This is a genomic window from Pseudochrobactrum sp. B5, assembly GCF_001939785.1.
In the GTDB taxonomy this organism is placed as follows: domain Bacteria; phylum Pseudomonadota; class Alphaproteobacteria; order Rhizobiales; family Rhizobiaceae; genus Pseudochrobactrum; species Pseudochrobactrum saccharolyticum.
The window spans coordinates 1-19982 of record NZ_MOYL01000007.1 but is presented as its reverse complement, the minus strand read 5'-3'; the positions used below and the strand labels follow the sequence as shown (position 1 = coordinate 19982).

Annotated in this window: 25 protein-coding genes and 1 tRNA gene; 18 read left to right on the top strand and 8 right to left on the bottom strand. The window is 56.3% G+C overall.

Translation table 11 applies throughout. From position 1 onward, the window contains the following. Nucleotides 1-143: 143 nt before the first annotated feature. The 4 genes from BKD14_RS17180 to BKD14_RS17165 are packed head-to-tail and all read right to left on the bottom strand — an operon-like array spanning nucleotide 144 to nucleotide 4275. On the bottom strand, nucleotides 144-2138 hold the full coding sequence (locus BKD14_RS17180) for a DUF87 domain-containing protein (protein WP_075657399.1): 1995 nt from the start codon (nucleotides 2136-2138) through the stop codon (nucleotides 144-146). Continuing rightward, nucleotides 2139-3530: an SIR2 family protein gene (locus BKD14_RS17175; protein WP_075657398.1), complete on the bottom strand. Its 1392-nt coding sequence runs from the start codon at nucleotides 3528-3530 to the stop codon at nucleotides 2139-2141. Beyond that, nucleotides 3527-3973, bottom strand: a complete 447-nt coding sequence (locus BKD14_RS17170) for a PIN domain-containing protein (RefSeq protein ID WP_075657397.1) — start codon at nucleotides 3971-3973, stop codon at nucleotides 3527-3529. The genes BKD14_RS17175 and BKD14_RS17170 overlap by 4 nt, the downstream gene beginning before the upstream one ends. After that, nucleotides 3970-4275, bottom strand: coding sequence for a hypothetical protein (locus tag BKD14_RS17165; RefSeq protein WP_075657396.1), 306 nt, complete (start codon nucleotides 4273-4275; stop codon nucleotides 3970-3972). The genes BKD14_RS17170 and BKD14_RS17165 overlap by 4 nt, the downstream gene beginning before the upstream one ends. Before the next feature lie 292 nt (nucleotides 4276-4567). On the opposite strand from BKD14_RS17165, the gene BKD14_RS17160 reads away from it, so the two are divergent. The 10 genes from BKD14_RS17160 to BKD14_RS17110 all read left to right on the top strand — a co-directional run bounded on the left by BKD14_RS17160 (nucleotide 4568) and on the right by BKD14_RS17110 (nucleotide 13640). Next, nucleotides 4568-4759: a hypothetical protein gene (locus BKD14_RS17160; protein ID WP_245293675.1), complete on the top strand. Its 192-nt coding sequence runs from the start codon at nucleotides 4568-4570 to the stop codon at nucleotides 4757-4759. Nucleotides 4760-4778: 19 nt separating this feature from the next. Then, nucleotides 4779-6431, top strand: coding sequence for a recombinase family protein (locus BKD14_RS17155; RefSeq protein ID WP_075657394.1), 1653 nt, complete (start codon nucleotides 4779-4781; stop codon nucleotides 6429-6431). A gap of 174 nt (nucleotides 6432-6605) precedes the next feature. Continuing rightward, nucleotides 6606-7880, top strand: coding sequence for a site-specific integrase (locus BKD14_RS17150; RefSeq protein WP_075657475.1), 1275 nt, complete (start codon nucleotides 6606-6608; stop codon nucleotides 7878-7880). Then, complete coding sequence (locus BKD14_RS17145) at nucleotides 7873-8640, top strand: hypothetical protein (RefSeq protein WP_075657393.1); 768 nt, start codon at nucleotides 7873-7875, stop codon at nucleotides 8638-8640. Before BKD14_RS17150 ends, BKD14_RS17145 begins: the two co-directional genes overlap by 8 nt. Nucleotides 8641-8736: 96 nt before the next feature. Further along, nucleotides 8737-8949 (top strand): helix-turn-helix domain-containing protein, encoded by a 213-nt coding sequence (locus BKD14_RS17140; RefSeq protein WP_075657392.1) that lies wholly within the window; start codon nucleotides 8737-8739, stop codon nucleotides 8947-8949. Between the two features lie 274 nt (nucleotides 8950-9223). Continuing rightward, nucleotides 9224-9463: a helix-turn-helix domain-containing protein gene (locus tag BKD14_RS17135; protein WP_075657391.1), complete on the top strand. Its 240-nt coding sequence runs from the start codon at nucleotides 9224-9226 to the stop codon at nucleotides 9461-9463. A 415-nt stretch (nucleotides 9464-9878) separates the two neighbouring features. Continuing rightward, nucleotides 9879-10949, top strand: a complete 1071-nt coding sequence (locus tag BKD14_RS17130) for a helix-turn-helix domain-containing protein (protein WP_175576130.1) — start codon at nucleotides 9879-9881, stop codon at nucleotides 10947-10949. Nucleotides 10950-10960: 11 nt separating this feature from the next. After that, nucleotides 10961-11350 (top strand): DUF6074 family protein, encoded by a 390-nt coding sequence (locus BKD14_RS17125; protein WP_075657389.1) that lies wholly within the window; start codon nucleotides 10961-10963, stop codon nucleotides 11348-11350. 299 nt (nucleotides 11351-11649) lie between these two features. Continuing rightward, nucleotides 11650-12324: a hypothetical protein gene (locus BKD14_RS17120; RefSeq protein ID WP_075657388.1), complete on the top strand. Its 675-nt coding sequence runs from the start codon at nucleotides 11650-11652 to the stop codon at nucleotides 12322-12324. A 380-nt stretch (nucleotides 12325-12704) separates the two neighbouring features. Beyond that, on the top strand, nucleotides 12705-13640 hold the full coding sequence (locus tag BKD14_RS17110; RefSeq protein WP_075657386.1) for a hypothetical protein: 936 nt from the start codon (nucleotides 12705-12707) through the stop codon (nucleotides 13638-13640). A gap of 331 nt (nucleotides 13641-13971) precedes the next feature. On the opposite strand, the gene BKD14_RS17105 is transcribed toward BKD14_RS17110, so the two are convergent. Beyond that, nucleotides 13972-14352, bottom strand: coding sequence for a hypothetical protein (locus BKD14_RS17105; protein ID WP_075657385.1), 381 nt, complete (start codon nucleotides 14350-14352; stop codon nucleotides 13972-13974). A 77-nt stretch (nucleotides 14353-14429) separates the two neighbouring features. On the opposite strand from BKD14_RS17105, the gene BKD14_RS17100 reads away from it, so the two are divergent. The 7 genes from BKD14_RS17100 to BKD14_RS17075 all read left to right on the top strand — a co-directional run bounded on the left by BKD14_RS17100 (nucleotide 14430) and on the right by BKD14_RS17075 (nucleotide 17764). Then, nucleotides 14430-14816: a hypothetical protein gene (locus BKD14_RS17100; protein WP_139316470.1), complete on the top strand. Its 387-nt coding sequence runs from the start codon at nucleotides 14430-14432 to the stop codon at nucleotides 14814-14816. Between the two features lie 9 nt (nucleotides 14817-14825). Then, on the top strand, nucleotides 14826-15368 hold the full coding sequence (locus BKD14_RS17095; RefSeq protein WP_139316469.1) for a hypothetical protein: 543 nt from the start codon (nucleotides 14826-14828) through the stop codon (nucleotides 15366-15368). Nucleotides 15369-15441: 73 nt separating this feature from the next. Beyond that, entirely contained in the window at nucleotides 15442-15762 is a 321-nt protein-coding gene (locus BKD14_RS17090) for a hypothetical protein (RefSeq protein ID WP_075657382.1), read from the top strand. A gap of 330 nt (nucleotides 15763-16092) precedes the next feature. Next, entirely contained in the window at nucleotides 16093-16299 is a 207-nt protein-coding gene (locus BKD14_RS17085) for a hypothetical protein (RefSeq protein ID WP_075657381.1), read from the top strand. Between the two features lie 340 nt (nucleotides 16300-16639). Beyond that, nucleotides 16640-17071, top strand: coding sequence for a sel1 repeat family protein (locus BKD14_RS19200; protein ID WP_139316468.1), 432 nt, complete (start codon nucleotides 16640-16642; stop codon nucleotides 17069-17071). 107 nt (nucleotides 17072-17178) lie between these two features. Further along, nucleotides 17179-17556 carry a hypothetical protein gene (locus tag BKD14_RS17080; protein ID WP_075657380.1) on the top strand — a complete coding sequence of 126 codons (378 nt, stop codon included), beginning with the start codon at nucleotides 17179-17181 and terminating at the stop codon, nucleotides 17554-17556. Next, nucleotides 17540-17764: a hypothetical protein gene (locus BKD14_RS17075; protein WP_075657379.1), complete on the top strand. Its 225-nt coding sequence runs from the start codon at nucleotides 17540-17542 to the stop codon at nucleotides 17762-17764. Before BKD14_RS17080 ends, BKD14_RS17075 begins: the two co-directional genes overlap by 17 nt. A 79-nt stretch (nucleotides 17765-17843) precedes the next feature. Here the strand turns inward: BKD14_RS17075 and BKD14_RS17070 are convergent, their stop codons facing one another. Then, entirely contained in the window at nucleotides 17844-18395 is a 552-nt protein-coding gene (locus BKD14_RS17070) for a hypothetical protein (protein ID WP_075657378.1), read from the bottom strand. Continuing rightward, entirely contained in the window at nucleotides 18350-19240 is an 891-nt protein-coding gene (locus BKD14_RS17065) for a nucleotidyltransferase (RefSeq protein ID WP_075657377.1), read from the bottom strand. Before BKD14_RS17065 ends, BKD14_RS17070 begins: the two co-directional genes overlap by 46 nt. A 211-nt stretch (nucleotides 19241-19451) precedes the next feature. On the opposite strand from BKD14_RS17065, the gene BKD14_RS17060 reads away from it, so the two are divergent. Beyond that, nucleotides 19452-19718: a hypothetical protein gene (locus BKD14_RS17060; RefSeq protein ID WP_075657376.1), complete on the top strand. Its 267-nt coding sequence runs from the start codon at nucleotides 19452-19454 to the stop codon at nucleotides 19716-19718. A 162-nt stretch (nucleotides 19719-19880) separates the two neighbouring features. Here the strand turns inward: BKD14_RS17060 and BKD14_RS17055 are convergent. Beyond that, a tRNA-Met gene (locus tag BKD14_RS17055) sits at nucleotides 19881-19957 on the bottom strand. Nucleotides 19958-19982: the final 25 nt, after the last annotated feature.

The window sequence follows — 19982 nt, the reverse complement described above, 5'->3', positions numbered from 1 at the left end:
TCCCCGCAGAAGGGGGTGTGCCGGCGACCGCAGCGCCGGCCAGGGGGAAGGCGTTCCCCTCCCCAAATGCCGAGGAGATCAACGTCTAAGGGTGCAGCCCCGACTGACCGCTCGCCCAGTGGATTATCCGACGAAATGTCCGGTCAGGTGCCCCACGCATCAATCACGGTATCGAGGGGAAATGGCGTGCTACTCTTTGACCATTCATGGAACGGAGCTGCAGTCTGGCTGTACGGACCCGGATCAGGCCGGTCGAACTGTACGCGTGTAGGGATATGGAAGGCACTGCCGAAAACAATCGCCTCACCGGAGGCTAGGATGGTCACCTGATCCAACAGTCGCCGCGCTTGCATGGGGATGATCCGGCGGAAATGGTCGATATCGTCGGGGTTCTGAAGCCGGTGGCTGATGAAGTTCGCGCATTGGCTGATGATGGTCTGGCTGATCTCGCTCGGCCGCTGGCTGGCAATGATAAGCGAAAGACCGAATTTACGTCCTTCCTTTGCGATCCGTTCATAAGTAAGACGCGCAAGGCGATGTCCCCGATCCTCATCGGATCTGGCTGGACGAGCATAATTGTGTGCTTCCTCGAGCACCAGAACCCAGGGATTCCTGTAGCGCGAAGCCGCCGGCAGCCGCTCACGCGCCTCCAGCAACACACGGCCGATTATCGCACAGGCGTAGGGCAGAACCTCGTTGCTGAGCATGGAGAGGTCGAGAACTGAAACCTTTGGTCCCATTGCCGCACCAAGCCCGAAGCGCCGGAACCAGCCTGAAAGATTCTCAATTTTCGTGTCGGTATCCTCGTAGTTGAGAAAGACCCGCCACCGTTTATCATCCAAACGAGTCTTGAGGCGCAGTTTCAGCGTCGTCAGATGGGCGTCAACGCGAAACGTATCCTCCTTCGAGACCGCGCGGTTGATAAGGGAAGGATCGGTCAGGGTAGCCCGGCCAATTGGCAGCGGGGAGTCGGCTGTTCGCACTCCGGCTTCTGCAGTCGCGCTCCCTCCCACAATCTTACTGCGGATAGCGTCCTTGAGCTTTTCCGCCTCGGCCGCAATTGCGGCTTGGTTGTTCATGACCTCAGTGTTGAAGTCGTTGGCGAGGCGATGGCTCTGAAACAGCGCCTCGAAGGCTACGGTATCAATGCCGGTATCTGCCAGATGCCCTGTCACAGCATCACAATGAGAACCTGCTGCCTTTTTCTTGATCTTGGTCAGCTCGCTGAGAAGCTGATCGAGCGCGCTCATAGCGTTTTGGAGGGAGTTCATGTTGACAGCGGCCGCGGCATCGCCGCCCTTGGCGATCGCCCACCAATCTTTCAACACAGGCTCTTGGGTCTGCTCCGCAGCACTGAGCCAGGCACAGATTTCTTCGGCATTCATGAACCATAGAGGGAGACTGAACTCCTTGCCATTCAGATAGATACGGTCTGGCAAACGCGCAGCCGTTGCCGCCGTTGGGAAGGCTTTGCCGTATTCCCCATTTATATCCAGAATGAAGACGTGCGGTTCCTCGGCCGCGCCATCCAGCGCCTTCATGGCTTTCTGAATCAAGCTCGTTACGGAGAAGGACTTTCCCGAGCCGGTATTACCCACGATAGCTAGGGGCCGCGAAAACAGGTCATTGTAGGAAGCGCGCACGACGTTGCGGGCCTGACCAGTCGGAAAGCCTATTCTGAGGTCACTGTCGAAGTCCTTATCTTCGTAGTCTTCCGGCTTATTGCGGCGGGGAGGAATCTCGAAGACCGCCCGTAATATGTCGGGCGATCCGATCTCGGTCGGCGTATCGAGCGTCGGCAGAACGGAAATGCCTGGGCTGAAGGAGAGTTCATCGTCCGCATGCTCGATGGTGCCCAGCAATTGTACGCTGGCGACGCGGCGCGGCTTCATCAGTTCGAGACTGAGATCATCGCCGCTGTTCGGATCGAAGGCCTCGCGGGCCTCCAGATCGGTGATGATGCCGATGACGGTCTCCCCCGCTCCGAGCGAGAAGGTCAGGTAAGCATTGATCGCGATCGCGACCTGAACGCCATCCAGAGTGGCACGTAACGCCGAACGGGTTTCGGGGAGCAACTCCACCTTGACCCGAAAACCCTGGACCGAGACGATATGGCCGACAAGCCGAGGATTATCCATCTAAGCCCCCACGCCGGCGTTTGGATCGGTTGGCGTTTCAGAGGAGGCAATCTGTTTCTCGAAACGCCGCAGCCGCAGGAAGTCGTCGAGCCATTGCACGTCGGGCATCACCGAGGTCGCAAAGTCGTCGAACGTCGCTAGTGTGAAAGGCGCGGCGGCGAAAGCATCTGTCGTGGGGCAGAGAACGAAGGCGCGTTTGCCGAGATCCTTGTAGCGTCGGATGCGTTCGATGACCGGACTTTCTGGATTGGGTTCGATTACCAGCATCACCAGCGAAGGATTCATCAAGGCATTCTCGATGATCCGGCTGACATGCTCATCCCCGAACCCATAACCGAGGACGAGCAAAAAGGTTTGGGGAATGCCGAGTCGAACCTGGAACGACCGGAACAGATGCGCGTAGGGCATGGTCAGCGTCTGCGCGAACTTGTTGGCGGTGGGCAGGATGCCTACCGAGGGCGTCTTGTCAGCCAGTGGCACGAGTGCCGCCGCCTTGTCCGCCGGACTCTTCGCTGCATAGGACTGGAAAGGCGTCAGGTCGGGATGACGGGCGCGCATTTCATCGCCCTGCTCGAACCAGTGGATCGAGCCGTGCAGCTTGTAGAAATGCAGAAACTTGTCGAAACGGCGGACACGGCCTTCCGCCACCTCGCCGGGATAATAGATGTCGAGCCCATAGACGGACGGATCGAAGCGCGCCGCCGCGCGCCCCGTGAACCCATCGAAGTACTGGACGCCCAGAAGTTCCAGCGCCTGTTCGAATAGGGTGTCGTAGTTCAAGGTGAAAAGATGGGTTCGCCCGAGATTGCTATCGCGGGCAACCAGTTTTGATAGAAACGCCAATTGGGGTGCGATCCCCTTCGCCGAAGTCGCGGACATGGTGTCCGGCAGTGATAGCGCACATTCCGCGAAGATGGCGATCCGCAGGCGGCGAACGAACCAACCCAAATCGGCGGTATTTGGGGCCGGCGTTTCTGGCCAAGTGACAGCAGAAAACGGTGCGCCTGCAGATTCGGCGACGACCAAGGCGTTGGCGACGAAGGACAGCCATGCCTCAAAACCGATTGGTGCACCGAGAATGTCCGCAAACGCCACTGCATTCTTCCGCGATTGTATGATGGGCGCGATCGAGGGCGGGAGGTCGGGCAGCGCTTCAATGGTTGCGAGAACGTCCTTCTCCAGGTTGGCCATGGTCTTGCCGCCTGCCGAGACCGAGGTGCCCGATCCCGTCAGGACGACGAGATTCTCCATACGCAGCCATTCCGAGATCAACGCCTGTAGACGAATGCGCCCTTGCTTCTGATCAAGCCCGGAAAGCAGATCACCAACGCCGCCGCCCTCCGTAAGGCCAATGAGCTGGTATTCTATCGGCACAGGTGCCGCTGTTGTCATGTCTCCTCCCCCTCTGCTCCACGGCGCAAGGGGTTGACAATCTGAAGCCCCCTGAAATCCTTTTCGTTATCTGTGACGACTACGCAGTCGTATGCTCCCGCGATCGCGGCGATAATCATATCGAGTCCGCTTCGTGGACGACCCGCCGCCTTCCCTTCCGCCATCAATCGCGCCCAGATGAGGGCAGCTTTTTCATCGAACGAGAGAATGCGACCGGCAAACAGTTCCTGTGGCCCTTCCGGTCCCGAGAACCAGGCATCGAGCGCATCGCGCTTTTTCCCACGCGGCTTTTCCAGAATGCCACGTCGGATCTCAGCGATGGTCAACGTAGTGACGAAAAGATCCTCGTCCTGCTGCGCAGCCATCCAATCCAGAAGGGTTTCGGATGGCTGCGGTTTGACGATGTTGCTAATGATGTTGGTGTCGAGAAGATAACGCGTCACAGATCGACCCGGCGCCCTTCTTCGCGTGGACGCGACAGATCGAGATCCGCGCCGACAAGGGGGGAACGGCGAAGGGCAGACAGGATGCCACCGGATTTTGGCGGCTCACCTGCAACAAGGGCCGCCTTGACCGCAGCCCGCGCCTTTTCCGCTTCCGGCCCCTCCTCCGCCAGTTGGCGAGCAAGCGACCGGATTAGCTCGCGGTCGGATTCCAGTGCTAAGACCTCGAAGCGCTTGAAGCCACGCTGCGTCAAGCGTGCCCGGTAATTTTCGATCGCTCTCTTCTGTGCCGCATTGCTCATGACGGGCCTCCGTGCTATATCCTGACATATAGCCGATATTGGCCTTGCAAACAAGGGATGTCAGCGATGCCTTGGGCCGCCCACCGCAGTGAGGTAATGCAGAAGAATACTGTGCATTTGCGCCAGTATTTTCCATATGCTGCGGTACGAGGGAATACGCCAGACTTCACCGAAGCCGCCGAGAACAGGCTATTTGCCGCCCAATATACGCGTGTTATGTCAATTGCTTACACTGATATTTGGGTGAATGCTTGGATGTATGACCTCACGATCAATCCAAGCGTCGGCGAAGATGACAAGGAACGAGCGCGAAGCGCTGCTCGAATCCCTGCTCATCGACGAGCCGGAACTGACCTTTACTCCAAGGGGCGATCCCGACCCGCGGCTTTTGCGTCTGGTCGACCTTCTGGCGCGGCAGGCGGCACGGGAATGTTACGCGGAAGAAGTCAAGATGACGAGGCGACGGGGAAAGCGCACCTCCTGATGCCGAAAGGAGAGGTGCATTGAAGGTCGCGATCTACGCCCGCTACTCGTCCGATAATCAACGCGACGCCTCGATCGCCGACCAGTTCCGCATGTGCCGCCTTCATGCGGTGAAGCAGGGCTGGCAGATCGTCGAGGAGTATTCCGATCACGCGATCTCTGGTTCGTCTCTGCTGCGCCCCGGCATCCAGGCCCTGATTTCCGACGCCACGCGCGGGCGTTTCGATCTGATCCTGGCCGAAGCCATGGATCGGCTTTCGCGCGATCAGGAGGACATAGCGGGCCTCTTCAAGCGCATGTCTTATTCCGACGTGAAAATGTTCACCCTCTCCGAGGGTGAAGTCTCGCATCTGCATGTCGGGCTCAAGGGCACGATGAACGCGCTGTTCCTGAAGGATCTGGCCGACAAGACCCGGCGCGGACAACGCGGCCGGGTCGAGGCGGGCAAGTCGGGCGGCGGCAATTCCTACGGCTATGACGTGGTGAAGAAGCTGGACGCTAACGGCGAACCGATCCGCGGCGATCGCACGATCAACGAAGCACAAGCCGAGGTCGTGCGCCGCATCTTCCGCGACTATGCCGCCGGCAAGTCCGCCAAGACCATCGCCTTTGCCCTGAACAGGGACGGCATCGCAGCTCCTTCCGGCGGCGATTGGGGTTTCAGCACCATCAATGGCAATCCGAAGCGTGGCAACGGCATCCTCAACAACGAGATGTATGTCGGCAAGATCGTCTGGAACCGCCAGCGTTTCGTCAAAGACCCCGATACCGGCAAGCGACAAGCCCGCCCCAACCCGGAATCGGAATGGGTCATTCAGGAAGCGCCGGAACTTCGCATCCTCGACGACGATCTCTGGAACGCCGTGAAGGCGAGGCAGGGCGAGAACCGCACCGAGCGCAACGAAAGCGGCGTCGCCGACGTCCGAACGATGAACTATCGCCGCCGGCCCAAATATCTGTTTTCGGGCCTGACCAAATGCGCTTGCTGCGGCGGGGGCTATTCCGCGATCTCGGCCACCCTAATCGGCTGCTCGACGGCCCGCAACAAGGGTACCTGCTCCAACCGGGTGAACATCCGCCGAGACGAGCTGGAGACGCGCGTGCTGAACGCGCTGCGCACCAAGCTCGTCGATCCCGTCATGTTTGCCCGCTTCTGCGAGGTGTTCACGCAGGAGATGAACCGCCTGCGCATGGAAGGCCGCGCCGGCATCGCCTCGGCCGAGGCTGAGATCGAAAAGACCGACCGTGAACTGGCGAAGCTGTTGACCGCCATTAAGGCTGGCGGGCCGATCGAGGCCATAGTGGAGGATATGAAACAGCTGGAAGCTCGGAAAGCAGAGCTGAAGGCGTTTCTGGCCGAAGCCGAGGAGCCACCTCCTCTTTTGCATCCCTCGATGGCGGTGCAATACCGCAAGCGGGTCCAGCAGCTCTACGAAGCCTTGCAGCACGAGGAAGAAGAGAAGCGGGTCGAGGCGGCCGACATTCTGCGCTCGCTCGTGGACCTGATCGTGCTGACGCCGGTGGATGGTAAGGTTGAGATCGACGTTCAGGGCGATCTCGCTGGAATCCTTATGATTTCCGCACAAACGAAAAACCCCGCCTTGGGGGCGGGGTCGTCGCAAGTAAAGATGGTTGCGGGGGCAGGATTTGAACCTGCGGCCTTCAGGTTATGAGTTTGATTTTCTATTATTCTTTATCGTTTCGTGTCGTTTCATGTTTCTACTAAATAACTGGGGCATATTGATTTTTTCATATTATTTCGCTTAACGTCGTTCCATGTAATTCAATCCGCCGTGGCGAACATGTGGCGCACGGTGGCGAACGACGACCCCAAAGGGTGTATGAAGATGCCAATTGCAAAGCTTACGCGGCGCGGCCTCGCGTCGATTAAACCCGTTGATAAACGAACGACCTTTTACGACGCAGAGCTTGCGGGCTTTGGCCTTCGCGTAGAGCCTACGGGACGGCAAACGTATTTCGTTGAGTATCGTCCCGGCGCAGGTGGCCGCAATGTTGCAAAGAAGCGGTTCACGATAGGAACAACGCTTGAGATCAGCCCGGAGGAGGCTCGTAAGCGAGCGGGCGATGTTCTTGCGGCCGTTCGCCTTGGCGGCGATCCGGCAGCGGAACGGTCGAAGGAAAGGTCTATTCCACGCTTTCAGGACTTTGCAGTCGATACATTTCTCAAAGATGAGGAAGGGCGTCTCAAGCCCCGAACGCTGGCGAATTACAAGAGTGCAATCAACAAGCACATAATCCCGGCGTTTGGCACGTTGCAGATTGATAAGATCACAACAGCGGACGTTGCCCGGCTTCATCGGAAGATGGGTAAAACCATGCAAACGACAGCAAACCGAATGCTTGAGATTGTCTCCTCGATCTATCGGCACGCCGCCCTCGCGGGACACATCCCAAAAGGTCACAACCCTGCAAACGATATTGCAGCCTATCGCGAGGAAGGCCGGGAGCGCTTTCTTTCGGCCGAGGAGCTTGCACGCCTCGGCGATGCTCTGGCGCTCGCTGAGAGCGACGGCCTACCTTGGAAGACCAGCGAGAGCAAGCACGTACCGAAGGGCAACCAACGGACAATTATTGACCGGCACGCCTGCGATGCGATCCGGCTTCTGATATTGACCGGCCTCCGGCTTCGGGAAGTCCTGAATATGCGATGGATCGACATTGACTTCGAGCGCGGTGTCGCTCTCCTGCCCGACACCAAGACCGGACGGCGCTATGCCGTCCTGCCTGCCCCGGCCCTTACACTCCTGCAAGAGATACAGAACCTTGGCGATTACGTGATCAGGGGCGACGCTCGCGATAAGCCCCGGCACGATCTCAACCGGCCTTGGAGAGCGATCCGCGCCCATGCGGGTCTTGAAGACGTTCGTCTCCACGATTTGCGCCATAGCTTCGCCTCGGTCGCCGCTTCGGGTGGCGTACCGCTTGCCGTCATCGGAAAGATGCTCGGCCATGCAAGCCCGGCCACGACCGCTCGATATGCGCACCTTGCAGACGATCCCCTCAAGGCCGCAGCCGATACCGTCGCCGGACGTATTGCCGCGTCTATGACTGGCCGCAAGGGCGAGGTGATCCCTATGCGAAAGGCGGTCGTCGATGAGTGAGGAAACCGCCCTCGCTGGCCTTCTGGCGTCGATTGATAGCTTCCGCAACCAATTGAAGAAAGGAAACACAACCGCAGTCATTGAGCCGTTGAGCGCCGACCAAATCGCGCAATTGGCGTCTTGTTTGGAAATTTCCGCCGACGATGAACAAGCAAAGCTGTTGAATGAAGCGGTAGCTCGATCCGCTCGAAACCTGATCGGATTTTTCACAGCAGGCACCGACGGCCAGCATGAGGACGAGCGGAACGCCGAGCTTAAGCGGATTGCAGCCGATCCGGCTCGGACACTGCTATCGCAGCCCGGTAGCGAGGGCGCTCAAAGCGCCCGCGATGTATTGATTGTGACGGCGCGCGCAAACGGCCTCGATGAAACGACGACGCTTGGCGCAGCCGCAATAGGCGATCTGGCTAAAGGCTTGCTGGATCAAAAAAAGCGGCGGGTGGATGCAAATCTCGTGCTTGGTGAGGATCAGCTTTTTGAGTATTGCGTCGCAATTCTAGGATCACTCAAGCCAGAGAGCCTTGTGGCGTTCCCCGCGAACGAATGGGGAGCGGATCGACACCCAGCCGTGCAATTCGCGGCTGAGTTCGTCGTGCAGGTCGCTGATCGTGCGCTGGCCGTCGTTCCAGCCAGCGACAAGCGTTCGTTTGACCGGCTCGTCAAACTGAAAAACAAGTCGCCACGATCAATCCTCGATGCCCTTCGTGAACCCCGTCGATACTGGTACGAGAACGATCAATCACAAGGCTATTCGGATTAGGCGACACTTTTCTATTGGAGCGGGCGAAAAACGCCCGCCTATTAAAACGGAACGACAAGAGCAACTATCGGGCGACTTTAACAAAAGGAACCCGACATGAATAAGCGCAATCTCGATCCGAAATTTATTGCACGCCTTGATGTTATGGACGCAGTGGAAGCGGCAATTTATCTCCGCACTTCGACCTCGACATTGGCGAAATATCGAATGTATGGCGATGGCCCGACCTTCATCCGTCAATCGTCACGCAAAACTCTGTATCGCAAGACCGATCTCGACGCTTGGCTTGCATCCAACGTCGCCGCCTAAAGCAATAGGCAAACAGCCCGCCAAAACGGCGGGCTTTGTTTTGAAAATCAATAATAGATTTTAATTAAAAATTCAAAATCCAAATACAGAACGAAACATCAATAAAATATTATCCCCAGATCGACAGTTCAATTCTTGAAAATCGATAACTGTTTAGCTTGACGCATCCCCATTTATATTTTTTTATACATTCACGGCCCAGAAAGAAGCCGCGAAGATATGAATCAAAAAAGCGTACTGGCGCTTTATTTTTAACTTTTGCGGAGAATAACAAATGGCCAAAAAGCCAGAAATCACAAGAATTGCAGAAGCGCTAACCCGCCCGACAATCAGCGTCACTGAGGCCGGAATTATCCTCGGTGTTGGGAAAAATGCCGCCTATGACGCTGCCCGATCAGGTGATTTACCCACGATAAAAATCGGTCACAGAATCCTCGTTCCGGTTGCCAAACTCGCGAAACTGCTCGGCTTGCAAAATCATATCGTTGATGGAGCGTGTGATGGCGAAATTTGATTATCAGCGCCGCGCAGAGGCTGATCGGCTCCGCCGAAATGGCACAGATCAAATAAACGATTACGGCCTGCCTCGCGGCCTCACACCGCCCCGGAAGCGTCAATCAAAAGCATTTGCAAGAGCGGAACTTGAGGCGCTCCTCGCAGAACATACCGCAAAAGCAAAACCCGCCGCTCGTGGGGAGCGACGGGCTTCAAGAACCGTCCACCAGTAGAAATGAAGGGTTCAGATCACAATGGCAAACCTTGTCGCAAAGTTCAACCGCCTGCCGATCTTCACCGCAGTTTTCGCGGCTCTCGTCGGCTTCAACGCCGCTCTTGCGATCCTAAAGATCGCGGGCTGATCCTCAAATGAAAAGGCCGATCTGACAGCAACCAGATCGGCCTTGGAAGGTAAGAAAATGACAGACCCAAATATGGCAGAGCCACGAGAAAAAAACAAGCGTATCCGGCTGCATCTCGACCACATCGAGCGCAGCCGGTGGCGTCGAGGCATTGCAGCCGCGACAGAAATCCACCCCTCCGCATACCGGCTGGCAACAGTTCTCGAAGACCTGATGAACAACCGCTCCCGTGAAGCGTTCGCCGGTCAGGACGAGCTTGCCGAACTGACCGCCATATCGGTGCGGCAGGTCCGCGATCACTTAAAGGCTCTGGAAGCCGCCGGATGGATCATTGTCCTGTCGGGAAAAGATCGGACCCGGCCTCGGTCAAAGCGCGGGCTGCATTATCGTCCAGCATGGCCGGACGAAGCGACGCGAGAGCGATGCATGGCCCGAAAGTTTGTCGCGGAGGTTGAAGTTAAAAGCGGCGATGGGCCGCCGGTTTTGAATGAGATTAAAACCGGCGATGAAGCGTCGTTAAACCGGCGATCCAGCGTATCAAAACCGGCGGTGGGCCGCCGGTCTCATAGTAACGACAGAGGACCGACAGATAGGGGCGAGGCCGCCCAAGCGGCCATCGCCACAAATAACCATTCCTCTCACCAATTAATAGATGAGGAGAATTCATTCTTTCAACGGCCCTCTGCTTACGCAGGGCCGTCGGAAGCCGACGAAATCGATCTCGATAGCTGTCCGAACATCGAAAGGCCAGAATACGATCCCGACGGTCCTCATACCGGCGACCTGATCGAAGTTGGCGAAGGCGCATTCGTTCAAGTTGAGGAAGCGGAAGACGACGCGGGGACACCCCGCGACCCCGACGGCCTGACGGCCGACCGGCGAGGAGATAATGCCTTTGACCTCGCCGCTTTCGTCTCGCGCCTAGTCGCAAGCATAACCGATCTCTCGAAGGTCGAAGACGAGCCGAACACACAAACCGTCCTGCCGTTTGCCGCTAACGTTTCCGACGCAACCGGCCTCCCTATCGGCGAAGCCGTCCGGCTCGTGGAAGAAACATTCCGTGAGGCAATCCGAGACAACGTAGCCTCAGCAGGACTGAGCGACGAAGAAATGGCCGTCCACAGCGAAGTCATAAACTTTTGAGGAGCAACGCGATGCAGTTCGAACTTGATTTCAATCAACCGATCCCGGCTCCGGTGCCGGAGGCAGAACCGGAGCGCCGGGGTGAGCTTGTCGTCTTCCCGCTGACGCGCAACTTAATGGTTCAAACGCTTGCAGCCCGCTTGCGCTCAATTCGCAACGATGCCGAGCAGAAGAAATTCATGGACGACTGCGCGCGCCGTTTCTTTCGAAGCCGCCGTGATGACGGCCTGACGTTCAAGCAAGCGCACGAAGACGTGATGGATTTTGAAAAAGCGATCCGCGCCGAATATCGCCGACCGACCCCGCCGCCGACCCGCTGGCGCGACCGCGACGACGCGCTGATCCCCTTCGATTTCTCGACCCCACGCAATGAGGCAAGCCATGCGAAGCAAACAGCTTAAACGCCCGCCAAGCGATCAATGGATTTTGACGGCAGCGGCTATCTGCGGAGGCCGCGACCCAACACCGGAATATCTGCAAGGCTTCATTGCAGCCGTGCGATCCCAACCCGGCCAGACAGAAACCTAGCTTTGGAATGACCGGCAGACGTTGGTAGCATTCGCGACAGGTTACGAGCGGGCGCTTTTGGATAACTGCGAGGCAATGCGCATCACAATTGAGGAACGGACTGAACAAACTGACCTCGACGGCAACACGCTCATAGCAACCAAGACAATCAACTGACCAAAGGATCAAAAATATGAGAGCCATCGAACCGCACCTGCTGGCAGCAGCCGAGCGTATTCTAGGCAGCGAGCGACATAAGCTCGGTAAAGATACGGATTTTGTCCGTGCTGTTGCCGTAGCCTACGGCACACTTGGCAATGGGTCGACAAATGATCAAATTTTACGACATGCCGAGGCGGTCTTTGCAGGAATGCAGGCGAACGCCGCCCCTATAGCGTCAAATCAACCGACCTCTGGTTTAGCGCTTGAGGAAGCCCGCCTACAGGGCGAGCAAAACGGCACCACCGCAGAGCGTAACCGCATCCGCGCTATCCTGACCGATCCTTTAGCTGAAAATCGTATGGAAGCCGCGAAGCATCTTGCATTCGGCACCGACATGCGTGCATCCGAAGCCCTTGCGCTGCTATTTACGGTCAAGCCGGGCGGTAAGGCTGAAACGCTCCAAAGCCTACCGTCACACATAGCTCGTACGTGTAACGCGCCGGGTGGGCTTGTTGCCTTCGACGCAAGCGCCGGAACTATAGCGACGGTCGAAGCCGGAGGCGCAACCGGAGGCGCAAGCGTCGGCTTCGCACCGGCTCCTGACCCCTTTGTGAAAGCGGACCCGAACGCTCGCAATCGGGCAGCGTGGAAGCGCACGACGGACGCGCTTAACGCCGAGGGCGCGCAGGCGACTATCCACGGATGACGACGGCGCGGCGGCCCTACGGCCGTAGCAGCCAAATTGTGAGGCGCGAAAATGGAATTATTCGACAGAACAGACCCGGCATGGCCTCCCGATCCCCTCGAAATCGACCTTATGGACGGCGCTTGGATGACACCGCAGCAAGCGGCGGCTGCCGCAAGAGTTTCAGAACGGACGTTGTGGCGATGGGTACGAGAACGGGACATATCAATAAAAGTTGGCGGGCGATTGTGGGTCAGCAAGCGTAGGCTTTTCGGACAATAGAGGCGGCTTTAGAGCCGCCTTTTTCTTTCTGTGGCAGTTCTTGTCGCACCCTGTCAGACGATTATCCGGAGAGGCTTCGGCATACTCAACGAAACAAACCAGCCAGCCGGAGCCTACCAATGCTCAATCTTTCAGAAGCAATTTTAGCAACACTTCCACCAGTCTCTCGCATAAAACTCGAACGCCAACTTTCTGATCGTGATGCGGCACATGCGGCCTATCGCGCGGCAAGTGACCGCGAACAGGAAGCCCGTGCTGAACTTGGTTTTGTTTCGGGATTGGCACAGCAACAGAAGGAAGCCCATCAGGGTTCGACCATTTCATTTCAGGGCCACAGGCAGCAAGAGGACAAGCAGGCTGTAGCGGAGCGCATTGACGCGCCGGTCGCAGCCGCAAAGCGCGCTTTGCAAGTCGCAGTCGATGCACGCGAGCGAGCAGCGGAGCGGCAGAATGCCTTTGGCTTCCTCGATAACATCGAAACGTGGATTCGCAGAGCCGGATCAGATGGGCGCTTCCGTGAGGCGCGTCCAGTCGATCTCAAGCTAACGGCCCGTACCGATCTTTCCGCAGAGGTCGCAAAGGTCCGCGCTCGTATTGCGGAGGCCGAGGAAGCTTTCGCGAAAGCGGAGAATGCACCGGCTCCGGCGTCTGACTTGAAAGATCGGGCATTTGCTGAGATTGATCGGATCGCCGCGCTTGGCGCTCTGAAAATACATCCTGCCAATAGAAGCGCTGAACCGCTGGCACTTGCCCGTAAGCTGGCCATCCATTCCGGCAATAACAACTCGATTGTCGGCACCGGTGGCTCGGACGTGATGGTCTGGCTGATGCATGAAGAACTACGCAAAAAGGTCAGCGCAATGATCGACGCGCTTCCACAGACCGGGGCGCTGACCGATGATGAACGCGAGGCCGCTTTCGGTGATCTTGCCGCCGCACGTCTTGAACTCGAACGGATTGAGGAGCAGTTGATCTCAACCGCAGAAGTTGATGGGCATATCATTGCCCGGCGTGTTGATCTCGACCCACGCGCCTTTCTCGGCATTGAAGCCTAAGCTGTTCGTCCGGGCTTAGTGGGTAATCCATCCCATGTCCTTGCCCAGACGTAGCGGGGCGAGTAGGACCCGCGCCCCTACTCGCCTCAATCTACCCAAAGGACGAAAAACCTTAATCCTCATGGCAGGCCGTACAGAGGCGAGAGGCGACGGATGATGTCAAGCATAGGGCAAGGCGCGAGAAGCGCGTGCACGGGCTGATATGGGGCAAGGAGAGGGGTCGAGAGGGGGTCGAATAGGTACCTTACCCCAAAGGCCAAGCCTTGCGGGGTCGCCGCCCCCCGATATTTCAGTGTTTCTCCATTTTCAGAATTTGCACTTTGGTTGGTTTTCACCAAGCCGCCGAACTCATTGAAACCACATTGTAAAGGTGACTTTGATGCTCTCTTTTTCCATCAAATGCCGTGGCTGCGGTGTCTTTTTCGAGCGGCAAGCGCTTCCCGGCCGGACGCCGCTGAAATGTCCGTCTTGTCGGGAAAAGGAGGCGGCGGCAAAAGCCGACCGCCGTCCGGTCTGCCGCATCTGTGCAAAGCTGATCCCGCATGAACGGAAGGCCGGAATGCCGCCACGCTTCTGCGATGCTTGTCGGCCGCTGAAAGCCCATAAGCATTTCGTGTGCCAGCAGTGCGGCGCCGATCTCCATCGCCGTCCCGGCAAGCGCAATCGCTTCTGCACGCCCTGCGCGGAGCAGCGTGAACGCGATCGCCTTCATCGCAGAACAATCGGCTGGCAGCGCGAGAATTCAGGGTAAACCGTCGCAAATCCGCCATTTCATCCGTTGGCAGAGCATTGTTTTGCTGTAAACACGGACGCAAAACTGCTATTGATAAGCGGCTCAAGAATACGGGAGTTGTCATGAACGCCGCTGCCATTCCTGCCACATTTGAACCTGTTTCCACAGCCGATCCCGACATCCCCATGGTCGATCTATGGCTTGACCGCCTACGTCGCGACCGCACCATTTCAGCAACCCTTTTCCGTGTCGCCAGCGCTATCGCTGCTATGGCTGATGGGCTTACATGCACCGTAACGCGCGCACAGCTTGCCGACGCGACCGCGCTCGATATCGCCGCCATTCCTTACCACCTTCGCCGTCTGGCAGATCGCGGCTGTATCGCCGTCCATCACGGCGGATTAAAGCGGGCTTCTCTAATCGCAATCCTGCCTTGGCGGTAACGCCGGAGCGTGACGTTTTCGCTGAAAAACCGCACATTTCGTTACATTCCACATCACTTTTCCCCGTCACGCTTTCCCGAAGGATATCAATTGCACGACATTGATCCCGGCGTATGGACGCCAAAAATCGTTGGCGAAGAATTGCTCGAAGCTGTGCGTTGGGCGAACAGAAGCGCCGGTTATGTTGGTCCGGCACGTATCAAATCAGGGATGCCTGATCTTGCTATGATCTCGTCAGATCGGGATTTCGATGGCTGGCCTCCGATGGCCGATCTGGAAGCACGTCCAATGCGGCGTTCACTTTCCCCGGCTCGCGTATCGCAGCTCGATCGCGCACTGTGGTGGCAGGCGACCTATCTCAAGGATGAACCCGGCGCAGCACGCGTCTTGAAGCATTGGGTGCGTGCGAGACTGTCAAAGGGGATGACGTTCGGCGAAGCGATCAAACGACGCGGCTGGTCGAGGTCGACCGCCTATAGGGGACGCGATAAGGCGCTCGCGCTGATCGCTGTCGGCCTGACGAACGACGGGATCGCTTACGGACAGCAATAAGTTGCTGCTCTTGCGCATAGTTGCGCCTCAAAAGAATATTCCGTATTCAGGTTAGCAGTTCGACGGGGGCAACATGCGCTTTATTAGAAATTGGATTATTCCGCTCACTTCCACAGCATTCTTCGCATTCTTGGGTTTCATGCTGTTAGGTTTGCCGGGCGTAAGCATAGTTCAAACACTCGACGGCAAGCCTATGCCGGACGGAATTCCGCCGGAGCAAATCACTGCCATCATCAAAGAAGGCAAGCGGGTCGGCAGTTACATCGACTTCTACGGATTTCAGCTTGTCGGCGAACCCTTATATTGGACAGTCGGGATCATCGCTGTCATGGCGTACATCGGCTATCGGTTAGGGGCGAAGGCTCGTAAGGTGGATCAGCCTGCGGCGCAATAGCGGAGACGCGATGGACGGGGATTTCCTCACGTACGCGAACGTGCGCGCGATTAAGTTACTTATACTTGTTAACAGAACTCCTCAGTATGAACTCTGTAACATCACTAGTCACATAAATCATAAACGGGGCGGCGCGCTTAACGCGCCCGCCCTATAGACTATTGGTTTGTTATTGAATTCTGAGTGGTTCAGAGATAGCTAATTCTGTGATAGGGTGAATGAGCTTAATCGCGCGTGCGAGCTTTCATCATCGCGCCTGATCCTCCCCGCGCCGTAGACATGCATTCTTTCCGCTGGAAGCATTGAGTATCTGCCCTTTCAGCGCAGTCGATGGCTTCGGGGTTACCTACCTACCAGAAGGATGCGCGTGCGCGAAATCACGCCTCCTGTGCGGCGATAATTGGCAACAAATCGATTTTAAAAGCGGCGGCCGACATGATATCCGCTCACGCTGTTGCGATTGGCTTTATTTCAGCTAAAATGCTGCTGGCGCAAAAGTTCTATTTTCCGCTGCCAAATCACCTGAAATCCAACTAAGCGTGCTGATGGGGTTTCCTGCCGATCTATCATCAAACGCAACCGGAAAATCCATTACGTAAGCTTGTGGATAATAAAACAAATTTCGCCGTTTCTGAACTGCCGCAGCATATTTGTTAGCCGAATTCTCCAATATCATTGCTTGTCGGATGCGCATCAGGTATAATTGCTTTTGAAGAAAGTTGTCCATACGGACTTCTACTTTGAAAAGTCGGCCGAGTTGAAGCGGCTGGCTTTTTTTTTTGATACTACCACTTATTGATTGTGATCGAAGAATTTTATATTCGAGTTATTGTTTTTTAAAACTGTATATGTACCAATAATGAAGGGGAACATAACTGTGCGTGTTGGAACATATATCGTCATACTAGTGCTAACTTCGTCGGTCATTTTAACAAGCGCAACGATCATAGCGCAGTCGAGAACCGCGCAATCTAGCAACGAAGTTGTTGCATTAACTAATGAAGCAGATCGCCTTTCAGAACTCCATGAATATGAAAAAGCATTTCGGCTTTATCGAGAGGCGGCTAAATCGGGCTGGTATTATCCTCAAAGCATAATATCGTCTATGTACGGAGTTGGAAAAGGCGTTCCACAGGACTGGAAGAGATCGTTAATGTGGAAGATCGTGGCTAACCGTAAAGAACCGAACAAAAAGGCTGAATTAACGAGCCGCTATGAGTCTCTACTCACTGTTATCGAGATTAAGGCCGTTGAGAAGGCTGCGGATATTTGCGTAACCAGTCAATTTGTAGACTGTATGGATTTTTGATAACTTCTGCGGCAATATCCAGGCCGGGTTATCCCGGCCTTTTGCATTTCCGGAGTTGCTCTTTTCGAACGTGGGGATAACACACCTCCATCTAAAAGGAGCACCCCATGCAGAAGAAACCACATCCCGCCGACATCGCCGATCGCGCAAAGATCGCCACCGCGATCCGCTTCAACGTGCATCTGCGCAAAGGCCCGGCCGACAAGATCAATCGCGAAGCTCCGACGCTTGCGAAAGCTGCCGAGATCGCGGCCCGGATCAGCGCCGAGAACGGCGGCAAGCCATGTCTCATTTACGGCATCACGCCCGACAAGATGACCGTTCTCGTCCCGAAAGACATGATCGACGCTGCACGCAGTGGCACGGCCCCTGCGAAACGCCAAGCCGAGAAGGCGAAGCGGAAGCCGAAGGCCGACAAGTCCGCAGGCGGCAAGCGCTGCGATCCTCGAAGCTGCGCAGAACGGCAAGATGCCCGCCGTCCCTGATTTCTCTGCGCCGACACATGCGCGCTTCCGCAATAAGCTCGGCGAGATCGTCGCCCTCGCTAAGGCGGGCGATATCAAAGGCCTCAAGGCGATGGAAATCAATCCGGTCAGCACCAGCCCGAAGGCCATGGCGCGATTTCGTGATCTCTGCATCATCGCCCTCAATGCCCGGAAAGCGGGGCGCGCGAAGGCTCGCTCGACGCAATGAAGAATATCGCGGAAGCGCTCAAGGTCGTATTCAACGATCATGTTTGAATGCGAAGGGGCGCGTTTAGCGCCCTTCGCTGTCACTTATCCGAAGGCACTTGATCTACAGCAAAGCTATAATGACCTTCGGCGATTTTCCGCTGAGCTTCTTTGAAAGCCCACTCTGGCGCCGTGATGCTTACGCTTCTCGCGACATCCATTCGATCCATCAATTCAGCCAAGGCTTTTTCCGCCGCCTGCACATCGCCTAGAGCGGTGACATTTGCTGTGCGACGGAAGCGATCCTGTAGCGCCTTGAATTCCGCTGCTAAGCGCGACGTTTCGTCCACGCTGGTTTCGAACTTCAACGCATCGGCCAGGGCGGGGAACAAGCTGGCAAGGAGAGCCAGCAGCGCAGAGACCCAATCCCACCCCCAATCTTGCAAGATCGACAAACCGGCGATGCCACCGATAACGATCGGCGCAGCGACGAAAAACCGCTTTTGACAGCGAACGCTGCGAAGCCAAATGTAAAGGGAGGTGGACGTATAAAGGCAGCTCTCCTCCTGCCGCCTGCACTCCGCAATGATCGCCTTGCGGACGTCTTCTACAGAACGTGGATCGGAATTCGGTTGCCGAATATCTTCTGCCATTCTTCACCTGCCAAGATTGTGTAATCGTTGTATTCGTGAGAGCATGCCGTCAGTGCTCGATCACGAGCAGTTTGCGCCTTCGACAGCCAGTCGTTGCCCAAATTGACCAACTCGAAAGTCCCGGGAATGGTCAAATTCGCCCATGCCTTAGTGCACAGCCAGGCGAAGAAATCTCTCATAAACCAGTCATACCAATAATAATCATAGTATCGGTTTTCATAGCTTGTCATGAACTCCGCCACCAGCAATTCAATCTGGTAGGATTTGAGCGGGACATTACATTCCCGTTTCCATGTTTTGAGCATTTGCGCCATCGCGCGCGCGTTTCCGTTTGAATTCCGATCGGCCGCTTCAAGAAATGCAATTTCCGCCTGCGGATCAACCAGCTTCCATCGCCCACCGTCGTTTGTATCGGGCATATAGAAGCGCCCGTTATTATCGTATCTAAATGCTGGCACCACTTCGATTGCCACCGAATTGAAACCGACGATAACCACTTGGCCGTCACCGCGGATGCTGCTTTGAGGGTAAGTGGTCAGAAGGTGACCACGGACTTCTTGAAGCAATGCCGACTGTTTATTGCCTTGGTACGTTTCGATCCGATGATAAACCGCCGTCGGCAATTCAAAGAAAATATCAACATCGCTCGGGGGAGCGATGGCTGTTTCTTTTCCCCATGATCCGACAATGAAACCGCGTGGCGTTTCTGTGGTCTCATCATAGTAAGCCCGGTGAAGCGATTTTCGGACGCCAAGTTGCTTGCCTAAGCCATCATCGATCTGATCCGCAGATAATCTAAGCTCTTCATGAAAGCGGCGGAACCGCTGTCGCACCCCAATCCACATGCGAATCGTCCTTTTCTAAACTGAGTACACAGCGGAGCATCCGGTTGTAATTGTCAACCATGGGTGTCAGCTCTTCCGGCTACGGATGAGCGCCGGAGCGATATAGAAGCCGTCGGAAGATTTCCAACTGCTATCCAACCCTTTCCAACTTGAGCGGATTAAATCCACTCATATTGTGGGGAGCCGTTCATAACCAAAAACGGAGAAATCAATGCAAAAACATCCCCTCGACCTCAGCCTTGACGGCTTTGATCCCCTGCCCCGCCTGACCGAGATCGCCCCTGCGATCCGGGCGGCGCTCCTACTGTGCTGCCAAGGCGACCACGCAGTCGGCTTGACTGCCCGGCGGATGGAGCAGGACGAGCAGACAGGGATCGAACTCATCGACAGCCTCGCCGACGCCGAACGCTATCTGCGCGCGCTTGCAGCCGTCGTTGAGAATGCCGAGCTGCGCTTGCTGGCGGCCATAACGGCCTGATCGTATCGGCGATGCGAGGCGGGCTTATTGCCCGCTTCGCATGCTTGGCGGACGCACAATCTCCACTTTTTTCATGGTGGCGCACAGGTGGCGCACGGAATACAAAAAACGAAAGCCCGGCAATTTCTTGCCGGGCTTACTATTTGACTTCCTTGCGGAATTTGGTTGCGGGGGCAGGATTTGAACCTGCGGCCTTCAGGTTATGAGCCTGACGAGCTACCGGGCTGCTCCACCCCGCGTCAAAATTAGTACAAGCCTGTGAGG